This window comes from Bacillus mycoides, from assembly GCF_018742245.1.
Classification (GTDB): Bacteria; Bacillota; Bacilli; order Bacillales; family Bacillaceae_G; genus Bacillus_A; species Bacillus_A cereus_U.
The window spans coordinates 2,853,263-2,868,235 of record NZ_CP036132.1; the positions used below are offsets into that span (position 1 = coordinate 2,853,263).

A 14,973-nucleotide genomic window follows, 5' to 3' on the forward strand; every position below is an offset into this window, starting at 1 on the left:
AACATCACTGGAAATATAAACTTCTATTACCCTACTACTTCTCCATGCATATCATAAAGCTTTAATGCCATCATTAAATTAAATCTCACTTCCGCATGATTTAAATCAACTGAAATGAGTGACTCAATCTTTTCAAGCCTGTACAAGAGAGAACTTCGATGAATAAACAGTTCTTCTGCAGCACTTTTTACATTTCCATTGTTTTGTAAGAACACATGTAATGTATTATATAAATCAATATTCTTCCCTTCTGAATATTCAATTAGCGGACCGATTTGTTTCTTAACAAAAAGATCTACAGCTGTTGAATGATTTAAATGATGTAAAATGGCATACGACCCTAGATCTTCAAATAGTGCAAACCCCTGTTTGCGAAAGCGACTATCTAAAATATTTAAAGTCTGTATAGCTTGCTGATAACTAATATAATAGTCTTCCAAATGTTTTGTAATACCACCAATCCCTAATAAAACACGACAGCCTATAGGCGATGAGCTTATCCATTTTTCGATGCTATAAAACATCGATGCCCAAAATGTATCAGCGCCCTTTTTCTGGTTTTCAATAGGAACAATTAAAAGTTGTTCATCATTATGAGAAACTGCTAAAATGCCTGCCCCGAGTTCTGGAAGACGGTTCTTAATCAAGTCCCATATAAGTGACTTTTTCGCTTGTTGTTCGAGTAAGTTTCCTTTCTTTAATTCTTTCTCATCGAGTGAAATTGATACTACAGCGATTCGATGTTTTTTGAAAAGATTCCACTGATACAAGTTGGCATATTGCAAAATGTTATCTCGATCCTCAATTTTTTCAGTTAATAATTTACTAATAAAACTGTCTTTCATTTGTTCTTTCGTATCTAGAACGAGCTTTTGTTTAATAAACTGGATGGAGCATATATTTCGGGCTAAATCAACCGTTAATTGATCAAATTCATCCATCCCTCCACTAGATCTTCGTACCGCTAAATATCCTAAAAAATTACCGCCCCCATTAATAATCCAAAACGAAAAACAATAATCACTATTATCCGGATCATTAATTTGGAAAGCATCAGTAAATCTTTGCTTTTTACGTTCTTCTCTTGCTAGTTCAGCTAAATGTCCTGCTAAGTGACTATCCTTTTCATCATTAAATGCTATTGGTTGCATAAATCTATCAAAAATAAATACTGTATCTTGAAACAGACTACCAAGCATTGTTGTTATACCTTCAAAATTATTATCATCGACCGTTTCTTTTAATAACGCTTGCTGATAATCTAATAGAAAATGAAGACGTTGCTTATGTTCTTTCTCGCCATTATATAATCTTGCATTATCTAGTATAGTGGCCAAATGATTTGCAATCATTTCAAGTGATTTTGAATCTGCCTCCGTAAAAACCCCTTCACATTTCTTTTCAACGTGTAATACTCCAATCGGTTTCATATCAATAATGATTGGGGCAGTAAACTGTTCACCACCAATCGTTTCAAAAAATGGAAAGTGCTCTTTTAATACATATTTATCCTCAACCATAATTTTGTATGGCTTTCTCATTTCTCCATATGATGGTGGTTGAAAAACAAAACAGTTTTCAGTCTCGTTATACAGGTAAATACATGCAAAATTCGAATTTGTTTCAATTCCCGCTTTAGAAGTTACTTCATATACATGCTTTTCTAACGGCACATCTAGTGACAGATTTTTGCTAATCCATCCAAAGCCTTCAATCTTTTTCAACTGCGACTCTTTTTGCCTTGCGACAGCTATTGCCACTGCTATATCTTTTCCGAACTCTTCAAATGATATTTCCATATCTAAAAGCGGGACATGACTTAAAAAGGCAACAATACAAAACCCAAAATGTTGTATATCATCTTTTAATGGAACAGTAAACCAAGTCTCCGCACCAGCACTTTGCAATGTTTCAGATAGAAGACACACTTCTGGTAAATCTGCCGTTTGATCCGTTATGCTTTGATATTGTAGTTTGGAAGAACATTCATCAGCATGAAGAGGAAACGCTGAAGCTAAAGAAGTTAAACTCCCGCTCCATGCTTTTGGCAAAAACTGTCCTCCTTCATTAAAAATTACAGCTACGAAATCACAATGTAATTCTGTGCAAAAGGAATGAGTTAAATACTGAAGTGCCTCTTCTTCCGTATCGATTTTAATAAGCTGGCGTGATGTATTTCGCAAATGATATTCTATTCTTTTCATTAATCTCTCTCTCTTATTACTAGACACGCCCCATCCCCCATTTCACCTTTTTTATCTATTGTATAAGAAACGCCACATAAAACAAAAGTAAATATTCTAATTATTCACTAAACAATTTCAAATCCCGAAGAAATGTATCCCCGGGATTGATCATTCCTTATTTTGCTGTAGTTACATTACTATTACCACTAGCAATCTCTTTTTTCTCTTTATAATAAATCCCATGTTCTTCTTTCACAAATAACAATGCTATACCGCCGATTACAGCAGCAGTCGCAATTGTCGCAAAATTATATTGAGGCAATAAATGCATGGAAAGAAGAATACCTACCAAAGTCGGAGCTACCACACCTCCAAGACGCCCAAAGGCCATTGTACTTCCTACTGCTGTTGAGCGCATATTACTAGGATAATATTGAGAAACGAATGCATTTGACATATTTTGAAGTCCGACAGAAGCAGCACCAATCACTGAAATTAACAAAAATCCCAAAAACATATTGTTTACAAAGCCGATGAGTGATAGCGCAATTGCTCCACAGAAAAATAATGGGACAAGTACCTTTTTAAATCCGATTTTATCTACTATTGGGCCGAATATGAGTGTTCCAACAATAGCTCCAATTTGCATGACAGCTGTAAATGAGAGACTTGATTTAAGATCGTATCCTGACTGCATCATAAGCCTTGGTAACCATGTACTCATAGAGTAAATGAGTATGAAAGCACTAAAACATGAAATCCAAAACATAATTGTACTTACGGCACGCTTTTCCTCAAATAACTTAACTACAGGAGATCCTGCTTCTTTAGTTGATGGTTTTGTAAATTCAATTACCACATCTTTACTTAATTGTGGATTTACCTTAGCTATTACTTTTTTAGCTTCTTCTATTTTTCCTTTCATTAAAAGAAAACCTACAGACTCTGGAATACTTTTCATTAAAAACGGGATAAACAATAACGGAATTCCTGCTAACCAAAAAACAGGTTCCCATCCTGCTGTCATAAGAAGGGAACGACTTGTAAGCGCCGCCACCATTGCTCCAACTGAATATCCGCAAAAAATAAAAGATACGATAGCAGTTCGAACTCGTTTCGGCGAGAATTCTGTTGCTATAGCAATTACATTCGGCATAACTCCGCCAAGCCCTATACCTGCGATCACACGGAAAATCGCAAACATTACAGGACCGTTCGCAAAACCAGATAGACATGTAAATAGACTAAATAAGATTGTAGTTACTAGTATGATATTTTTACGACCTATTTTATCAGCTAATAAACCAAAGAAAGCAGCACCAATTGCCGTTCCTATAGCTGTATAACTACCAATTGCCCCTGCTGTAACATCCGATATTCCCCACTCTTTAATGAGCGAAGGTACTGTTGCTCCATAAATAACAGCATCATATCCATCAAATGCAATTACGATAAACAACCAAAATATTAACCAAATATGCATAGAATGAATACGACTCTCGTCTATCACATTCATCGGGTTAATCGATTTCATCTTAATAGCCTCCTTATATGGGAATTTTCCCGTTCTTGTATTCCAACATTGGTAAACGCTTTCAATTACCTCCTTCTAAGTTTCTGGAACTTTTCTGAATTTTCCGTATTTAAATTGTAATAACTACTATTAAAAATTGTTATCCGCTTTTTATAGGAAAAAGAAAAGTAATATTCCTATTTAATGCGGACGTCACTTCATAGGAATTAAAATTTGAACATAAAAAAGAGGTGCCATAAGCACCTCTTTTGCATGTATTTTTATAATTCATTCAAACTTTAATTGTTTCTTCAAGACTCCCTATTATTTTTGCTATAACTGTAATTGAATTATCTGTTTCAAATTCCCCAACATTTAAAGAATGGTTTGCATTTTTGACAATTTCAATCTTTAACTTGGATTGTTCTAATTGATCCATTTGATTTGCATTGTATTGATGATCTTTGTCTCCAATAACTAATAGCCCTTCATGATGACTATGTAAGATGGAATCAAAAATCGAATCAAACGTCAGTAAAGGTGTAAGTAATATCATCTTTGACTGTACGTATTCTTCTCTCTTCATTAAATCATTCGCAATTGGGATTGTTCCGAGTGATTTTCCTAAAAACATCGCATTGCTATATTGCCCATTTTTTAGCACTTCAATAATGACAGGATTAATATCATCCATCATTACTTTCGTTATTTCTTCCATTGGTTTTTCCATTAATTGTCCATCGTAGGAATAATGAATATGTACTACATCTATTTTATTTTCAAGCATTAACATCGTTGCATAATAGAATAACGGTTTATCATAATTGTAGCCTGAACCTGAAAACATAAAACAAATTGTATTAGCACCTTTTTCGATATGTGTGTAACGAATGACTTTATCATCTATATGTATCTCTTTTTTAGTCCCCTTCACCGTTTTCCCCCTCCGGACATGTTTACTTTTGTAAAACGATATGTTCTGTATGAACTGATACATCCTTTACTTTCTCTTTTATAAACGCTGGCTGTAAGTTATAGGCATCTAACTCTTCTACCGGCACCCACTTAAACATATATGTTCTACCCTCTTCATTCAGAATATAGTGGTCGGCTCCATTCGCGGGTAATTCATGCAGCTCTACTTCATAATAAAAGCTAATTTCATGAAACTTTCGCTCAGAAAGTGTAAAGAAGCTTTCTACTGACCATATTAACCTCTTTACTTCAATTGGAACAGCTAGTTCTTCTGCAAGCTCTCGTTTTAACGCATCTTCACTATTTTCTAACATTTTCACTCGTCCGCCTGGTACATACCAAAAATCTTCACCATCACCTTGCAGAATGAGTATTTTATTATCCTGTTTACAAATTGCTCCGACTCGGTAATTAAAACATGTTTCCTCTACTTTAAACGTAAGGTCCATCCCGATTTTCCCCTATCTATTAAATATCGAATTATTTCAAAACTATTATGTATGTACTGTATAAATAAGATTACTAAATTTTTCTATTCCGTTCAATGATTTTTGATTTTTTTAAAAACTCGATACACTTGATTTGTCATTACAAGTAAATATACATATGTTACAATCACATTGCACACTAGAAAACATTATGGGGGTACGAATGGAAACGTTATTAATCCAGCAAACTGAGAAATCTAATAAGTTTTGGAAAATCGTTGTGAAAGATAGAGACTACGTTGTGTTTTACGGAAAAATCGGCACAGCTGGTAGTGTAAAAGCGAAAGAGTTTGAAACAGAAGAAGAATGCATAAAAGAAGCTAACAAACTAATCGCTTCCAAACGAAAAAAAGGATATACCGATCCTATTCTAGGGGAAGATTATATAAAAGAAAAAACGATAACAGAAGAAGAATTTTGGGAACTACTCGCTCGTGCAAAATCGAAAGGCGAAGACCAAGAAGAACAAATAGAATGGCTTACTTTTCACCTTGCTAAACGTACAGTACATGAAATTGTAGCTTTTGACACACATATGCACCATATTTTAAAAGCTTCCTATACGTCTCACTTATGGGCGGCTGCTTATATAATTATGGGCGGTTGTTCGGATGATAGTTTTGATTACTTCCGCGGGTGGTTATTATATCAAGGAAAAGAAACATACGAAGCGTGTATTGAAGATCCAGAACGGCTAATTCCTGTATTAGAAAATTTGAGCGAGTATGATGTTCCAGAAATAGAAGAACTTACGCTATATTTCGGACAAGAAGTATATATGGAGAAGACTGGGGATGAAGATGATACATACTTTACACTATACCATGTCTTATCAAATGAAGAATTTGAGGAAGTTGATATCGAGTTAGACTGGGATGAAGATGACGAAGAAGGTTTGAAAAAGATGTTTCCTAAGCTATGGGAAATGTACGGGGAAGAACCGATTGAGTGGTAGATTTACATACGAAAAACGCCTTGTTTCTTTAGTAACAAGGCGCTTTTTCTTCATACTATGTTTAAATTGTTATCTTTCCACTCCCCCACCACTCCATAAAAGTTTTTAAGGAAGGAGCAACCCAGGTCCTACTATCATTTTCATGATTCCATACATATATATCATCTCTTTGCACTATTCCATTTAAAATGGAATAGCCAAACAAATCACCATTTCCGCCATCAGCAAAAAATAATAAACAGTCAAAAGGCATGTACAAATCCTTGAATACAACTGTATTTCTCATATTCATATTTTCCGTTTTAATTCTTGAAGCATCCCAAATAAAGTCCCCATATTCACCTTCTATACCGTTTGTTTCCTGTAATAAATGTGATAAATCATTCGGTAACTCCACGTGCAAATATTTTTGCACTTCAGTAAGTTCATCCTTCGTAGCTGGATTTTTCAATCTTAAGTCTAAAGAAATACTTCGAATGATATTTTTCCACATAACCTTTTATCCTTCCTATAGTCCCTCATGTTCAATCAAGTTTATACCAATAATCAAATTGGGTATGCACTTGAATCACATATGTTATCGTCTCTGGATCACTAGGTTGCTTTTCCTTCTTTATAGCTCTAATATCATATTCACTTACATAACGAATTCCTCCCATTTTATCTCGGTAATAATTTCCTTTATCAGTTTCTATTTCCACACTATCCTCAAAAAAGTATATCTGAATTTCTACACCGACCACGTTAGAATTAGGATATTTTAACTTTCCTATTTTTTGATAGAATGAGATTACTTCTGCCTTCGATTGCTTCGTTTCTATAACTCGATTCGCTACTACTTCCCAATAACCGCCATTTGCTAATTCAATCCAATTCTTCTCATCCACCTCATAATCCTTAATTGCTTTACTATCCAATGGCATCGGCAATTGAAAAAATTCAGAAGAAAAGGAACGAGAGATATACCACGTACTATTTCTTACGAGAATGACAATTAGCAAGAGGATTATAACCGTTAAAATTATCGTCCTTTTTCTAACCTTTTTTAATTGATCTATCATATTTCTCTCCATCCCTATTATCTATAAAAACTATCCATTCCACTTTTCTAACAATTCTTTCTCCCTTTCAACTGAAATACCTGCTTTTAATTCCCATTCGTCCATACTCTTCATCCAGTCATGCACGTCTGTAACAGTATCTTCTAATCTTCTAAAAATAAGACCCTCTTTAACTGCGCTCTCTATATTAATAGAGAATCCACCTTTCCACGGATCTGTTTCACCTTCTAATGCAAAAGTTTCGGGAAGCCATAATGGCATCTCTGTCCAAGGCTGCACTTTATGTTCCTTCATAAATGATTCATCTACCCAAATAAATTCAGCATCGCTATTCGTAACTTGTTTACACGTATTTAATAACTCTTCCATCGTCAATTCATCTTTCGGACCCGTTACATTAAATGTACCTACTTTATTATTTTCTGCCATTTTTAGTCCAAAGCTTGCCACATCTTTTATATCAACGAACTGTACTGGGCGGTCTTTCCTTCCTGGCACTAACACTTTTCCGCCCTTTGCTACGCGCTTAATCCAGTATGGAAGCCGATCTGTATAATCAAACACTCCCGAAAGAAGCCCTGCTCTTACATGTAAAACACGCCCCGGCCAATACTTCTCTGCTTCTTTTTCACATAGCACTTTAAGCGCACCATAATGCTCATAAGGAGATATTTCACCATTCTCTACAGCCTCTATCTGATCACTCGTCGGTTCGGGTTGTAATATATAGTCTTCTTTTATGTGATGTGGAATCCAATCTTTATATACGGAAATGCTTGAGATAAATGTATAGTGTTCAATATTATCTTTTATCGCTTCCCCTATTTTCTTAATGTGATGCGGATAAAATCCACACGTATCCACTACAACATCCCATTTTCGATTTTCTAAACTTGATACATCGCCATTTCTATCTCCAACTAACTGCTCTACTTCAGGAAAAATTTCATTATTTGTTCCCCGGTTGAATAATGTAACTTCATGTCCTCTCTTTAAAGCCTCTTCTACGAAAGCTCTTCCTAAAAATCGTGTACCGCCTAGTATTAGAATTTTCATAGTTCTCCCCCATTCGTGATTAAAAATCCTTTCTTTTGTTTAACGATTTTCTATTGTAGAAAGTTACGGGTCAACTTGTTTTTTTCGGAATAAAATGATATTTCCCAATATATAAAATTACTATAAATTCTTTTTTATTATTGAACTTGCTCTTTAAATAATAAAATGATAACCTTTCATACTGAAGTACATTTTAAAAAAATTATTAAAGAGAGGTGTTTTATGAACAAACGTGTTTATTTACTGACGATTGTTTCTTTTGTCGTCGGCCTAGTAGAGATGATTTTTGGAGGTATTCTTCCTTTAGTCGCAAATGATCTCGGTATTTCCCTAGGCCAAGCAGGAATGTTAATCTCCGTTTTTTCTTTAACTTTTGCCATATCGGGCCCCCTGCTACTTTCTGTTACATCAAAGATGGAACGAAAACGGCTAATGCTTTTGACTTTATCTGTGGCGTTGTCTGCCAATATGATAACTGTCTTAAGTACAAGTTACACTATGCTTTTAGTTACTAGAATCATCTCTGCAATGTGCGCAGCACTTTTAATTTCCCTTTGTTTAACAATCGCATCCAATATTAGTTCAGAGGCTTACCGTGCTCGTGCGATTAGTTTAGTATTAATGGGTGTTAGTGCTTCTCTCGTCTTAGGTGTTCCTTTTGGATTGATGCTCGGTAACGCCTTTGGGTGGCGTGCTCCGTTTGTCTTTATTGTCGTTTTAACTGCAATTTCAATTGTATGTATCCAATTATTATTAGGAAAAATGGAACCGAAACGAAGTATATCAATTCATGCACAACTACAAACATTAAAAAACAAAAAAATCATATGCATTCAACTTACGTCCGTTTTATTCTTTGGAGGTCATTTAACGCTTTATGCCTATCTGACGCCTTTCTTACAAAGAACACTCGGTCTTGATGGCAACTGGATAAGTGTAATGTATTTGATTGTCGGTATCGCTGCTATCATCGGCGGAGGTGTAGGTGGATTGTTGTCAGATCGTATAGGTCCTAAGAAAACGATTATTACTGTAATTCCCGTATTTGCAGTATCCATTTTCATTCTTCCTTTTACAACATTTAACGCAGCACTTTTCCTTATCGTTATGATAGTTTGGAGTATGCTGAGCTGGGCACTTCAACCAGCTATTCAAAGCTATTTAATCGTATCTGCACCTAATACATCGGACATTCAGCAAAGTCTAAACAACTCAGCTGTCCATGTAGGAATGGCGTTTGGCTCGACAATTGGTGGTATTGCAATTGAAAGTATCGGTATTGAAGCGAATGCTATAATAGGTGGCATGCTAGTAATAATGGCTTTATTTGCTGGCCTTGCTTCCATGCAAAAGAAAAAACAAAAAGTGAATACAAAATCAAAAGTAATATAACCTTATTATGAGGCTTACAGCAGGCATTGGAGTTCATATTTGTTATCTCCAGTGGATGTCAATGAGCACAAGAGCAAACTCGTTCTTGTACTGATTAACATTGGCTGTATGAAATGCCTCAATACATTACAATATCCTCTTGTTGGATCATTTTGATTCAATGGTTTGTGTAAGTGGCTATAAACATGAAATTTCTCCATTTCTGAAGATTAATAGTATTAACCTCTCAAATCAATTACCTAACTATTCGAAAAACTACATGTGATTTTTTTTTCTAAAATTATAGATTCCTTCTCACAAACAATCGCTTCTCCCTAGTTCTTATTATCCGGACCTTTAACTCCGCACTACTTGTCCATCAACTAACTCAATAATTCTATTACACTTATTCGCTACTTCAATATCATGCGTTACAATGATAATCGTTCTACCTTCTTCATTCAGTTGTAATAGAAGATTCATAATTTCTTCTCCCGTTTTCCTATCTAAATTTCCGGTCGGTTCGTCGGCCAAAATTAATTCTGGTTCGCCTACTAACGCTCTTGCGATAGCTACCCGCTGTTGCTGTCCACCTGATAGTTCGTCCGGTGTTTTATGCATTTGTTCTTTTAGACCTATTTTTTCTAAATAGAACTTCGCCTTATTTTCTCTTTCACGTTGCTTTAGTTTTCTATATGTTAGCGGTAGTGCTACATTATCAAGTACAGTATGTTCTTTTAACAACGCAAAGTATTGAAAAATAAACCCGATTATTTCATTTCTTGTTTTATGAACTTTATTCCTTCTTATTTCACTTAATGTTTTGCCATTTAAGGAGTATTCCCCCTCATTCGGCACATCAATTAACCCTATAACATTTAATAGTGTACTTTTTCCTGAACCTGATCGACCCATAACCGCTATAATTTCGCCCTTGTTTATCGTTAAGTTTATACCGTTTAAAGCGAACGTTTTGTGATTCTTGTTGCTATACACCTTTTTAATATCTTTTAGCACGATTAAACTCATTATTCCATCCCTCCTATTAATGTTTTAGGTTCAAGCTTCCTAATAAACAAAAAGACAATGAAATTTGAAACAATGATGATAAGAAGTAAGAATAGGAATACTAAAAATAATATAGGTAAGTTTAAATTTAAGTCTAGTACAGATGCCGCATTTAAGTCCTTTGAAAATTGTAGATGAGCCCCATACCTCCAAAGAAAATACACCATGGACATAACCATGCCAGCTATCGCAATACATATGTTTTCTAAAACAATTTGAAATAATATCCCATACTTACTCTCTCCAAGGACCATCTTAATACCAAATTCCCGCTTCCTCATTGTTATGGAAACAATTGTTGTTACGACAATTCCCGCCATTATAAATAAAATAATTAGACTTCCTACTATAAGTCCAATTATTTCAGAATGTCTACTACTAGTAACATCTTCATTTATTTCTTCACCTAAATTTTTCAGGTATAACGTAACGTCGTTTCCTTTAAGTTGAATCGTTTCTTGTAGTTTTTTTACATCTGCATCTTTTCGTAAAGTTAGAATCGTACCTTGATGTAATCTTAAAAACATCGATTCATAATTTTCATATCTATCAATCGGCATGGGCATTATCATTGCCTTTTCTAACTTTAGGTATGTGTTCGCTCCGTTATTATTTACAATGAATTTATTTTCCGGCAAAAAACCAATAATTGTATATTGATTATTGATTGCATCCCCTATGCGAAAGTACTTTTCAAAATAAGAACCAACTAAAACATTCATTTTTTCTCCACTGTTTTTTTGAAAATCTTGATGTGAGAATCCTTTTTCAGTTTTTATAGGTAAGTTCAGTAATTTATAGTAATTTTCATCTACTATGATTGTCCTAATAGTTGGACGTTCCTCATGATATGTTTTATTTGTCAAATCAGTAAGCATGCTGTCTTTCAATGGTCTATTGCTTGATTCTAGTTCGATTATTCTCTCTTCGTATGTACCATACGAAATTACATCTTTATTTTGTTGAATTTTATTGTAAATCTCTTCTATATGCTCTTTATTAAATTGTTCTTCTTTCAACCTATCCGTAGTCATATCAAAAGTAATTAAATATGTAATGTCCTTATTTAACACTGAATTGGAGTTATTGGTGAGATAGTATAAATTGTAAAAAATATTGACTGAAACAGTTATTGTTGATAATCCAAACGTAAATTGTAAAAGGAGAAACATCGAGATTAGCAATCTGTTTTTCAAGGCTATTAGAGCACTTTTTATTCTCATCATATTTTTTACTCCTTTAAGGCTTTAGCAGGTTCAATGTTAATAATTTGAATGAATGGTATGACCGAGGTGATGAAAGAAATAAGAAGAGAAATACATACACTCATCACAACATGAAAGAAGTCTATACTAATGTGAAAACCTATAGAATGTATAATATTTTTACTCAGCGTACTTAACATCCATTGAATACATATCGCGCAGATCGCTGCAGAGATTGCGCATATGTATAATTGGCTAAATATCAATACAAAAAGATTCAAATTGCTTGCTCCCAAAGCTTTCCTTAAAGAGATACTCTTTTTCTTCGTATAAATCCAAAAACAACTCACAATTATGCAGTTAATTAAAGCTATAAAAATTAGTCTATACGGAAGAGCAAGTTGCTCTGTCAGGGCTTGACTCGAGTTTTTTTCTTTCTCATAATTCTTTTTTTCATTTACAACTTTAATATTTAAATTTTTGTTATTTTGCTTAACATACTGAATGAATGTACCTATCTCTTTTTCAGGATTTTCGTTAGATCTGACTATCATTTGAAATATGTTTTCATTTTGTATACGTCGTTTAACTTCATCGGGCATGTCATTTAAGCCGACGTAAACATTGTAATTATATGCATATCCAGTATTCGCTCCGCTCACGCCTTTAACTCTATATTCTCTACTAAACAGTTTTATTGTTTCAGATTCTTTATAAATGCTCTTTCCCACAATTACACTATTTTCTTCCCCCTCTTTCATACGAGAACCTTTTATTAAAGGAGGAGACCAATTCTTATTTATAAGACCAATCACCGTTACTTGACCTATGTCTAGGAGTCTGATATTCATATTATTTGTAATAACACTTGCGTTCTTAAAACTAGTTTCTGTTAACTCCTGAATTTCTTTGAAATCCAATTCCCAAAACTAGTAAGCTGAATGGAATAGTAATAATGAAAGTAACCATTTTTGTACTCATAAAATTTTTCATCGTAATAATCTCGGATCGACATCGCTATAAGCATGGGCAGAATTGTTAAAACAAATCCAATAAATAACATAATGAATATTTTTCTGTTCACTGCTATTTCTTTTAAAAGTAGCTTCATATTCCCTCCGCATTTAAAAAATAGTGAATTAGATATTTCTCCATTTGCCACCGTTTTAATGGTTTTTATTAGACATGAATGGACTTTTCTTTTTACTATGCAATTACTGAGTGAACCTAATTCATCGAGATACATTAAGGAAATTAACTAATGATGTTTGAATTAGAGTTTACATATGTACGGAAACATTTAGTATTTTCATTATACTTAGAAAAACACGCCATAAAATTAGGTGTGGAAAATTTTACATTCCCAAAACATAATTTACATTCAATTAATAACAAACCTCTATTCCTTATGTCTATTCATTACTCTATAGCGTAAAGTCATCCAATCTATGAAAATGCTTATTTATACGGAAAATGCTCCTGCCAAGTTGACAGGAGCATTGCTTTTTCAAAATTTATTTACTTTTATATACTTGAATTAAAATTAATATGAAGTCCAGCCGCCGTCTACAGAAATCACTTGTCCGTTTACGAAACTAGCTTCGTCTGAACCTAAGAAGATAGCCAGTTGTGCAACTTCTTCTGGTTGTCCAGCACGTGGATTAATTGCCATACCTAATGCTTGGCGGCTCGCACCAAATTCGCTCACATTTGTCATTGTAGAAGCAATGTTTGTTATGACTGCTCCAGGAGCGATACCGTTACAACGGATGTTGTTGTTCGCATACATAAAGGCAGTGTTTTTTGTTAGGCCAACGACCGCATGTTTAGATGCTGTGTAAGCGGCACCAGCACGTGCACCATATAATCCACCTGCAGAAATATTATTGACGATCGTACCGTGTCCTTGTTCCAAGAATAGATTCACTGCAATACGCATTGTTTTCATTACAGATACTGTATTCACAGAGAAAACCTTCTCCCAGCGTTCGTCTGAAACTTCACCAATAGGCTCCATTCCATCCATGATACCTGCATTATTAACAAGAATATCTAATTTCCCATAAGCTTGTTTTGTTTCATCGAAAAGACGTTGGACATCTTCATCGGAGGTAACGTTTGTTTGAACAGCAATGGCCTCTGCACCTGTAGCTTTAATTCCTTGTACTACATGTTGAGCTCCTTCTAAGTTTAAGTCTGATACAACGACTTTTGCTCCTTCTTTTGCATAACCTTCTGCAATTGCTTTCCCCATGCCTGACGCAGCACCAGTGACAATTGCTACTTTACCTTTTAATCTCATCTGAAACGGCCCCCTTTGTCTTTTATTGCACAGTTGTTCAATAAAAATTATAATAATATAAAAGAACGCTTACAATGAGCAAAAAAACGATAAATGTTCAATAATTAACAAATCATATGAAATGTGTTCAATAAGAGGTGAAAAAATGATGCGTACAGATATGCGTATTGTGAAAACAAAAGAGGCGTTACATAACGCATTGTTAGAATTATTAAATGAAAAAACTTTAGAAGTCATCTCCATCTCGGAAATTTGCAGAAAGGCAAAAATAAATCGTGGTACATTTTACTTGCATTATAAACAAGTAGAAGATTTATTTGAGGAGTATTTTAAAGAAATTACAGCAGATTTGACACGTTCTTATCAAGAACCTTATCGCTACGTATCCGTATTGAAAACTAGTAAATTAGATCCTTCTACAATTCGGATTTTTCATCATATCGAAAAATATAAAACTTTCTATAGAATTGTTTTTTCCAAAAAGGTTCCTTTAATGTACTATTATTTATTTTTTGAGGAAATAAAGCATTTGTTACTTCAAGATAAAGAGGCTTTGCTTAAAGAAGGCGTGAACCATTCACTTTATTGTTCCTACCAAGCGAATGCAATTATTGGCATCATTATTGAGTGGTATCAAAATGATTTTTCTTATAGTACCAGTTATTTAAATGATCAACTTGTTCAATTTTTAAATATGGGAGTAGACGGTTAATTTAAAACAAAATTGTTTTATGGAATTTTTCATTCCGTCTATTTTCATTTCATATATAATTAAAATATCGGATATTCGATT

13 protein-coding genes and 1 pseudogene are annotated in these 14,973 nt (G+C 34.1%); 3 read left to right on the forward strand and 11 right to left on the reverse strand.

Going from position 1 to position 14,973, the window contains the following annotated elements; genetic code table 11:
• Positions 1-26: 26 nt before the first annotated feature.
• The 4 genes from EXW56_RS14520 to EXW56_RS14535 form a co-directional block, all read right to left on the reverse strand.
• Positions 27-2,231: a helix-turn-helix domain-containing protein gene (locus EXW56_RS14520; protein ID WP_215557082.1), complete on the reverse strand. Its 2,205-nt coding sequence runs from the start codon at positions 2,229-2,231 to the stop codon at positions 27-29.
• Between the two features lie 130 nt (positions 2,232-2,361).
• Positions 2,362-3,720, reverse strand: coding sequence for an MFS transporter (locus EXW56_RS14525; protein WP_215557083.1), 1,359 nt, complete (start codon positions 3,718-3,720; stop codon positions 2,362-2,364).
• A 271-nt stretch (positions 3,721-3,991) separates the two neighbouring features.
• Entirely contained in the window at positions 3,992-4,633 is a 642-nt protein-coding gene (locus EXW56_RS14530; RefSeq protein ID WP_215557084.1) for an alpha/beta hydrolase, read from the reverse strand.
• Positions 4,634-4,655: 22 nt separating this feature from the next.
• Positions 4,656-5,123 (reverse strand): NUDIX hydrolase, encoded by a 468-nt coding sequence (locus tag EXW56_RS14535; protein WP_215557085.1) that lies wholly within the window; start codon positions 5,121-5,123, stop codon positions 4,656-4,658.
• A gap of 202 nt (positions 5,124-5,325) precedes the next feature.
• Between EXW56_RS14535 and EXW56_RS14540 the strand changes: the two genes are divergently transcribed.
• The gene (locus EXW56_RS14540; RefSeq protein WP_002200052.1) at positions 5,326-6,117 is read left to right on the forward strand and encodes a DUF4240 domain-containing protein; all 792 of its coding nucleotides are present in this window, start codon (positions 5,326-5,328) and stop codon (positions 6,115-6,117) included.
• A gap of 61 nt (positions 6,118-6,178) precedes the next feature.
• Here the strand turns inward: EXW56_RS14540 and EXW56_RS14545 are convergent, their stop codons facing one another.
• The 3 genes from EXW56_RS14545 to EXW56_RS14555 are packed head-to-tail and all read right to left on the reverse strand — an operon-like array spanning position 6,179 to position 8,234.
• Positions 6,179-6,610, reverse strand: a complete 432-nt coding sequence (locus EXW56_RS14545; protein WP_078181862.1) for an SMI1/KNR4 family protein — start codon at positions 6,608-6,610, stop codon at positions 6,179-6,181.
• Positions 6,611-6,641: 31 nt separating this feature from the next.
• Positions 6,642-7,178 (reverse strand): hypothetical protein, encoded by a 537-nt coding sequence (locus tag EXW56_RS14550; protein WP_215557086.1) that lies wholly within the window; start codon positions 7,176-7,178, stop codon positions 6,642-6,644.
• Between the two features lie 30 nt (positions 7,179-7,208).
• Positions 7,209-8,234 carry an SDR family oxidoreductase gene (locus EXW56_RS14555; RefSeq protein ID WP_215596673.1) on the reverse strand — a complete coding sequence of 342 codons (1,026 nt, stop codon included), beginning with the start codon at positions 8,232-8,234 and terminating at the stop codon, positions 7,209-7,211.
• Positions 8,235-8,456: 222 nt separating this feature from the next.
• Between EXW56_RS14555 and EXW56_RS14560 the strand changes: the two genes are divergently transcribed.
• A complete protein-coding gene (locus EXW56_RS14560) occupies positions 8,457-9,626 on the forward strand; it encodes an MFS transporter (protein ID WP_215596674.1) in 1,170 nt (389 codons plus the stop codon).
• A 336-nt stretch (positions 9,627-9,962) separates the two neighbouring features.
• Here EXW56_RS14560 and EXW56_RS14565 read toward each other — a convergent pair whose 3' ends face one another.
• The 4 genes and pseudogenes from EXW56_RS14565 to EXW56_RS14580 form a co-directional block, all read right to left on the reverse strand.
• Positions 9,963-10,634 carry an ABC transporter ATP-binding protein gene (locus EXW56_RS14565; protein ID WP_199660948.1) on the reverse strand — a complete coding sequence of 224 codons (672 nt, stop codon included), beginning with the start codon at positions 10,632-10,634 and terminating at the stop codon, positions 9,963-9,965.
• Entirely contained in the window at positions 10,634-11,896 is a 1,263-nt protein-coding gene (locus EXW56_RS14570) for an ABC transporter permease (protein WP_215597578.1), read from the reverse strand. The genes EXW56_RS14565 and EXW56_RS14570 overlap by 1 nt, the downstream gene beginning before the upstream one ends.
• Positions 11,897-11,904: 8 nt before the next feature.
• Positions 11,905-12,989, reverse strand: a pseudogene (locus EXW56_RS14575) (ABC transporter permease).
• Between the two features lie 432 nt (positions 12,990-13,421).
• Positions 13,422-14,180, reverse strand: a complete 759-nt coding sequence (locus EXW56_RS14580; RefSeq protein WP_215596675.1) for an SDR family oxidoreductase — start codon at positions 14,178-14,180, stop codon at positions 13,422-13,424.
• Between the two features lie 145 nt (positions 14,181-14,325).
• Here EXW56_RS14580 and EXW56_RS14585 point away from each other — a divergent pair, with 145 nt between their 5' ends.
• On the forward strand, positions 14,326-14,892 hold the full coding sequence (locus EXW56_RS14585; protein ID WP_215557091.1) for a TetR/AcrR family transcriptional regulator: 567 nt from the start codon (positions 14,326-14,328) through the stop codon (positions 14,890-14,892).
• Positions 14,893-14,973 lie beyond the last annotated feature (81 nt).

Bases quoted from the DNA above. Each gene is read 5' to 3' on its own strand.
- EXW56_RS14570 (WP_215597578.1), bottom strand. From the start codon at position 11,896: ATGAGAATAAAAAGTGCTCTAATAGCCTTGAAAAACAGATTGCTAATC.
- EXW56_RS14585 (WP_215557091.1), top strand. From the start codon at position 14,326: ATGATGCGTACAGATATGCGTATTGTGAAAACAAAAGAGGCGTTACAT.
- EXW56_RS14580 (WP_215596675.1), bottom strand. From the start codon at position 14,180: ATGAGATTAAAAGGTAAAGTAGCAATTGTCACTGGTGCTGCGTCAGGC.
- EXW56_RS14555 (WP_215596673.1), bottom strand. From the start codon at position 8,234: ATGAAAATTCTAATACTAGGCGGTACACGATTTTTAGGAAGAGCTTTC.
- EXW56_RS14565 (WP_199660948.1), bottom strand. From the start codon at position 10,634: ATGAGTTTAATCGTGCTAAAAGATATTAAAAAGGTGTATAGCAACAAG.
- EXW56_RS14560 (WP_215596674.1), top strand. From the start codon at position 8,457: ATGAACAAACGTGTTTATTTACTGACGATTGTTTCTTTTGTCGTCGGC.
- EXW56_RS14545 (WP_078181862.1), bottom strand. From the start codon at position 6,610: ATGTGGAAAAATATCATTCGAAGTATTTCTTTAGACTTAAGATTGAAA.
- EXW56_RS14535 (WP_215557085.1), bottom strand. From the start codon at position 5,123: ATGGACCTTACGTTTAAAGTAGAGGAAACATGTTTTAATTACCGAGTC.
- EXW56_RS14540 (WP_002200052.1), top strand. From the start codon at position 5,326: ATGGAAACGTTATTAATCCAGCAAACTGAGAAATCTAATAAGTTTTGG.
- EXW56_RS14525 (WP_215557083.1), bottom strand. From the start codon at position 3,720: ATGAAATCGATTAACCCGATGAATGTGATAGACGAGAGTCGTATTCAT.
- EXW56_RS14550 (WP_215557086.1), bottom strand. From the start codon at position 7,178: ATGATAGATCAATTAAAAAAGGTTAGAAAAAGGACGATAATTTTAACG.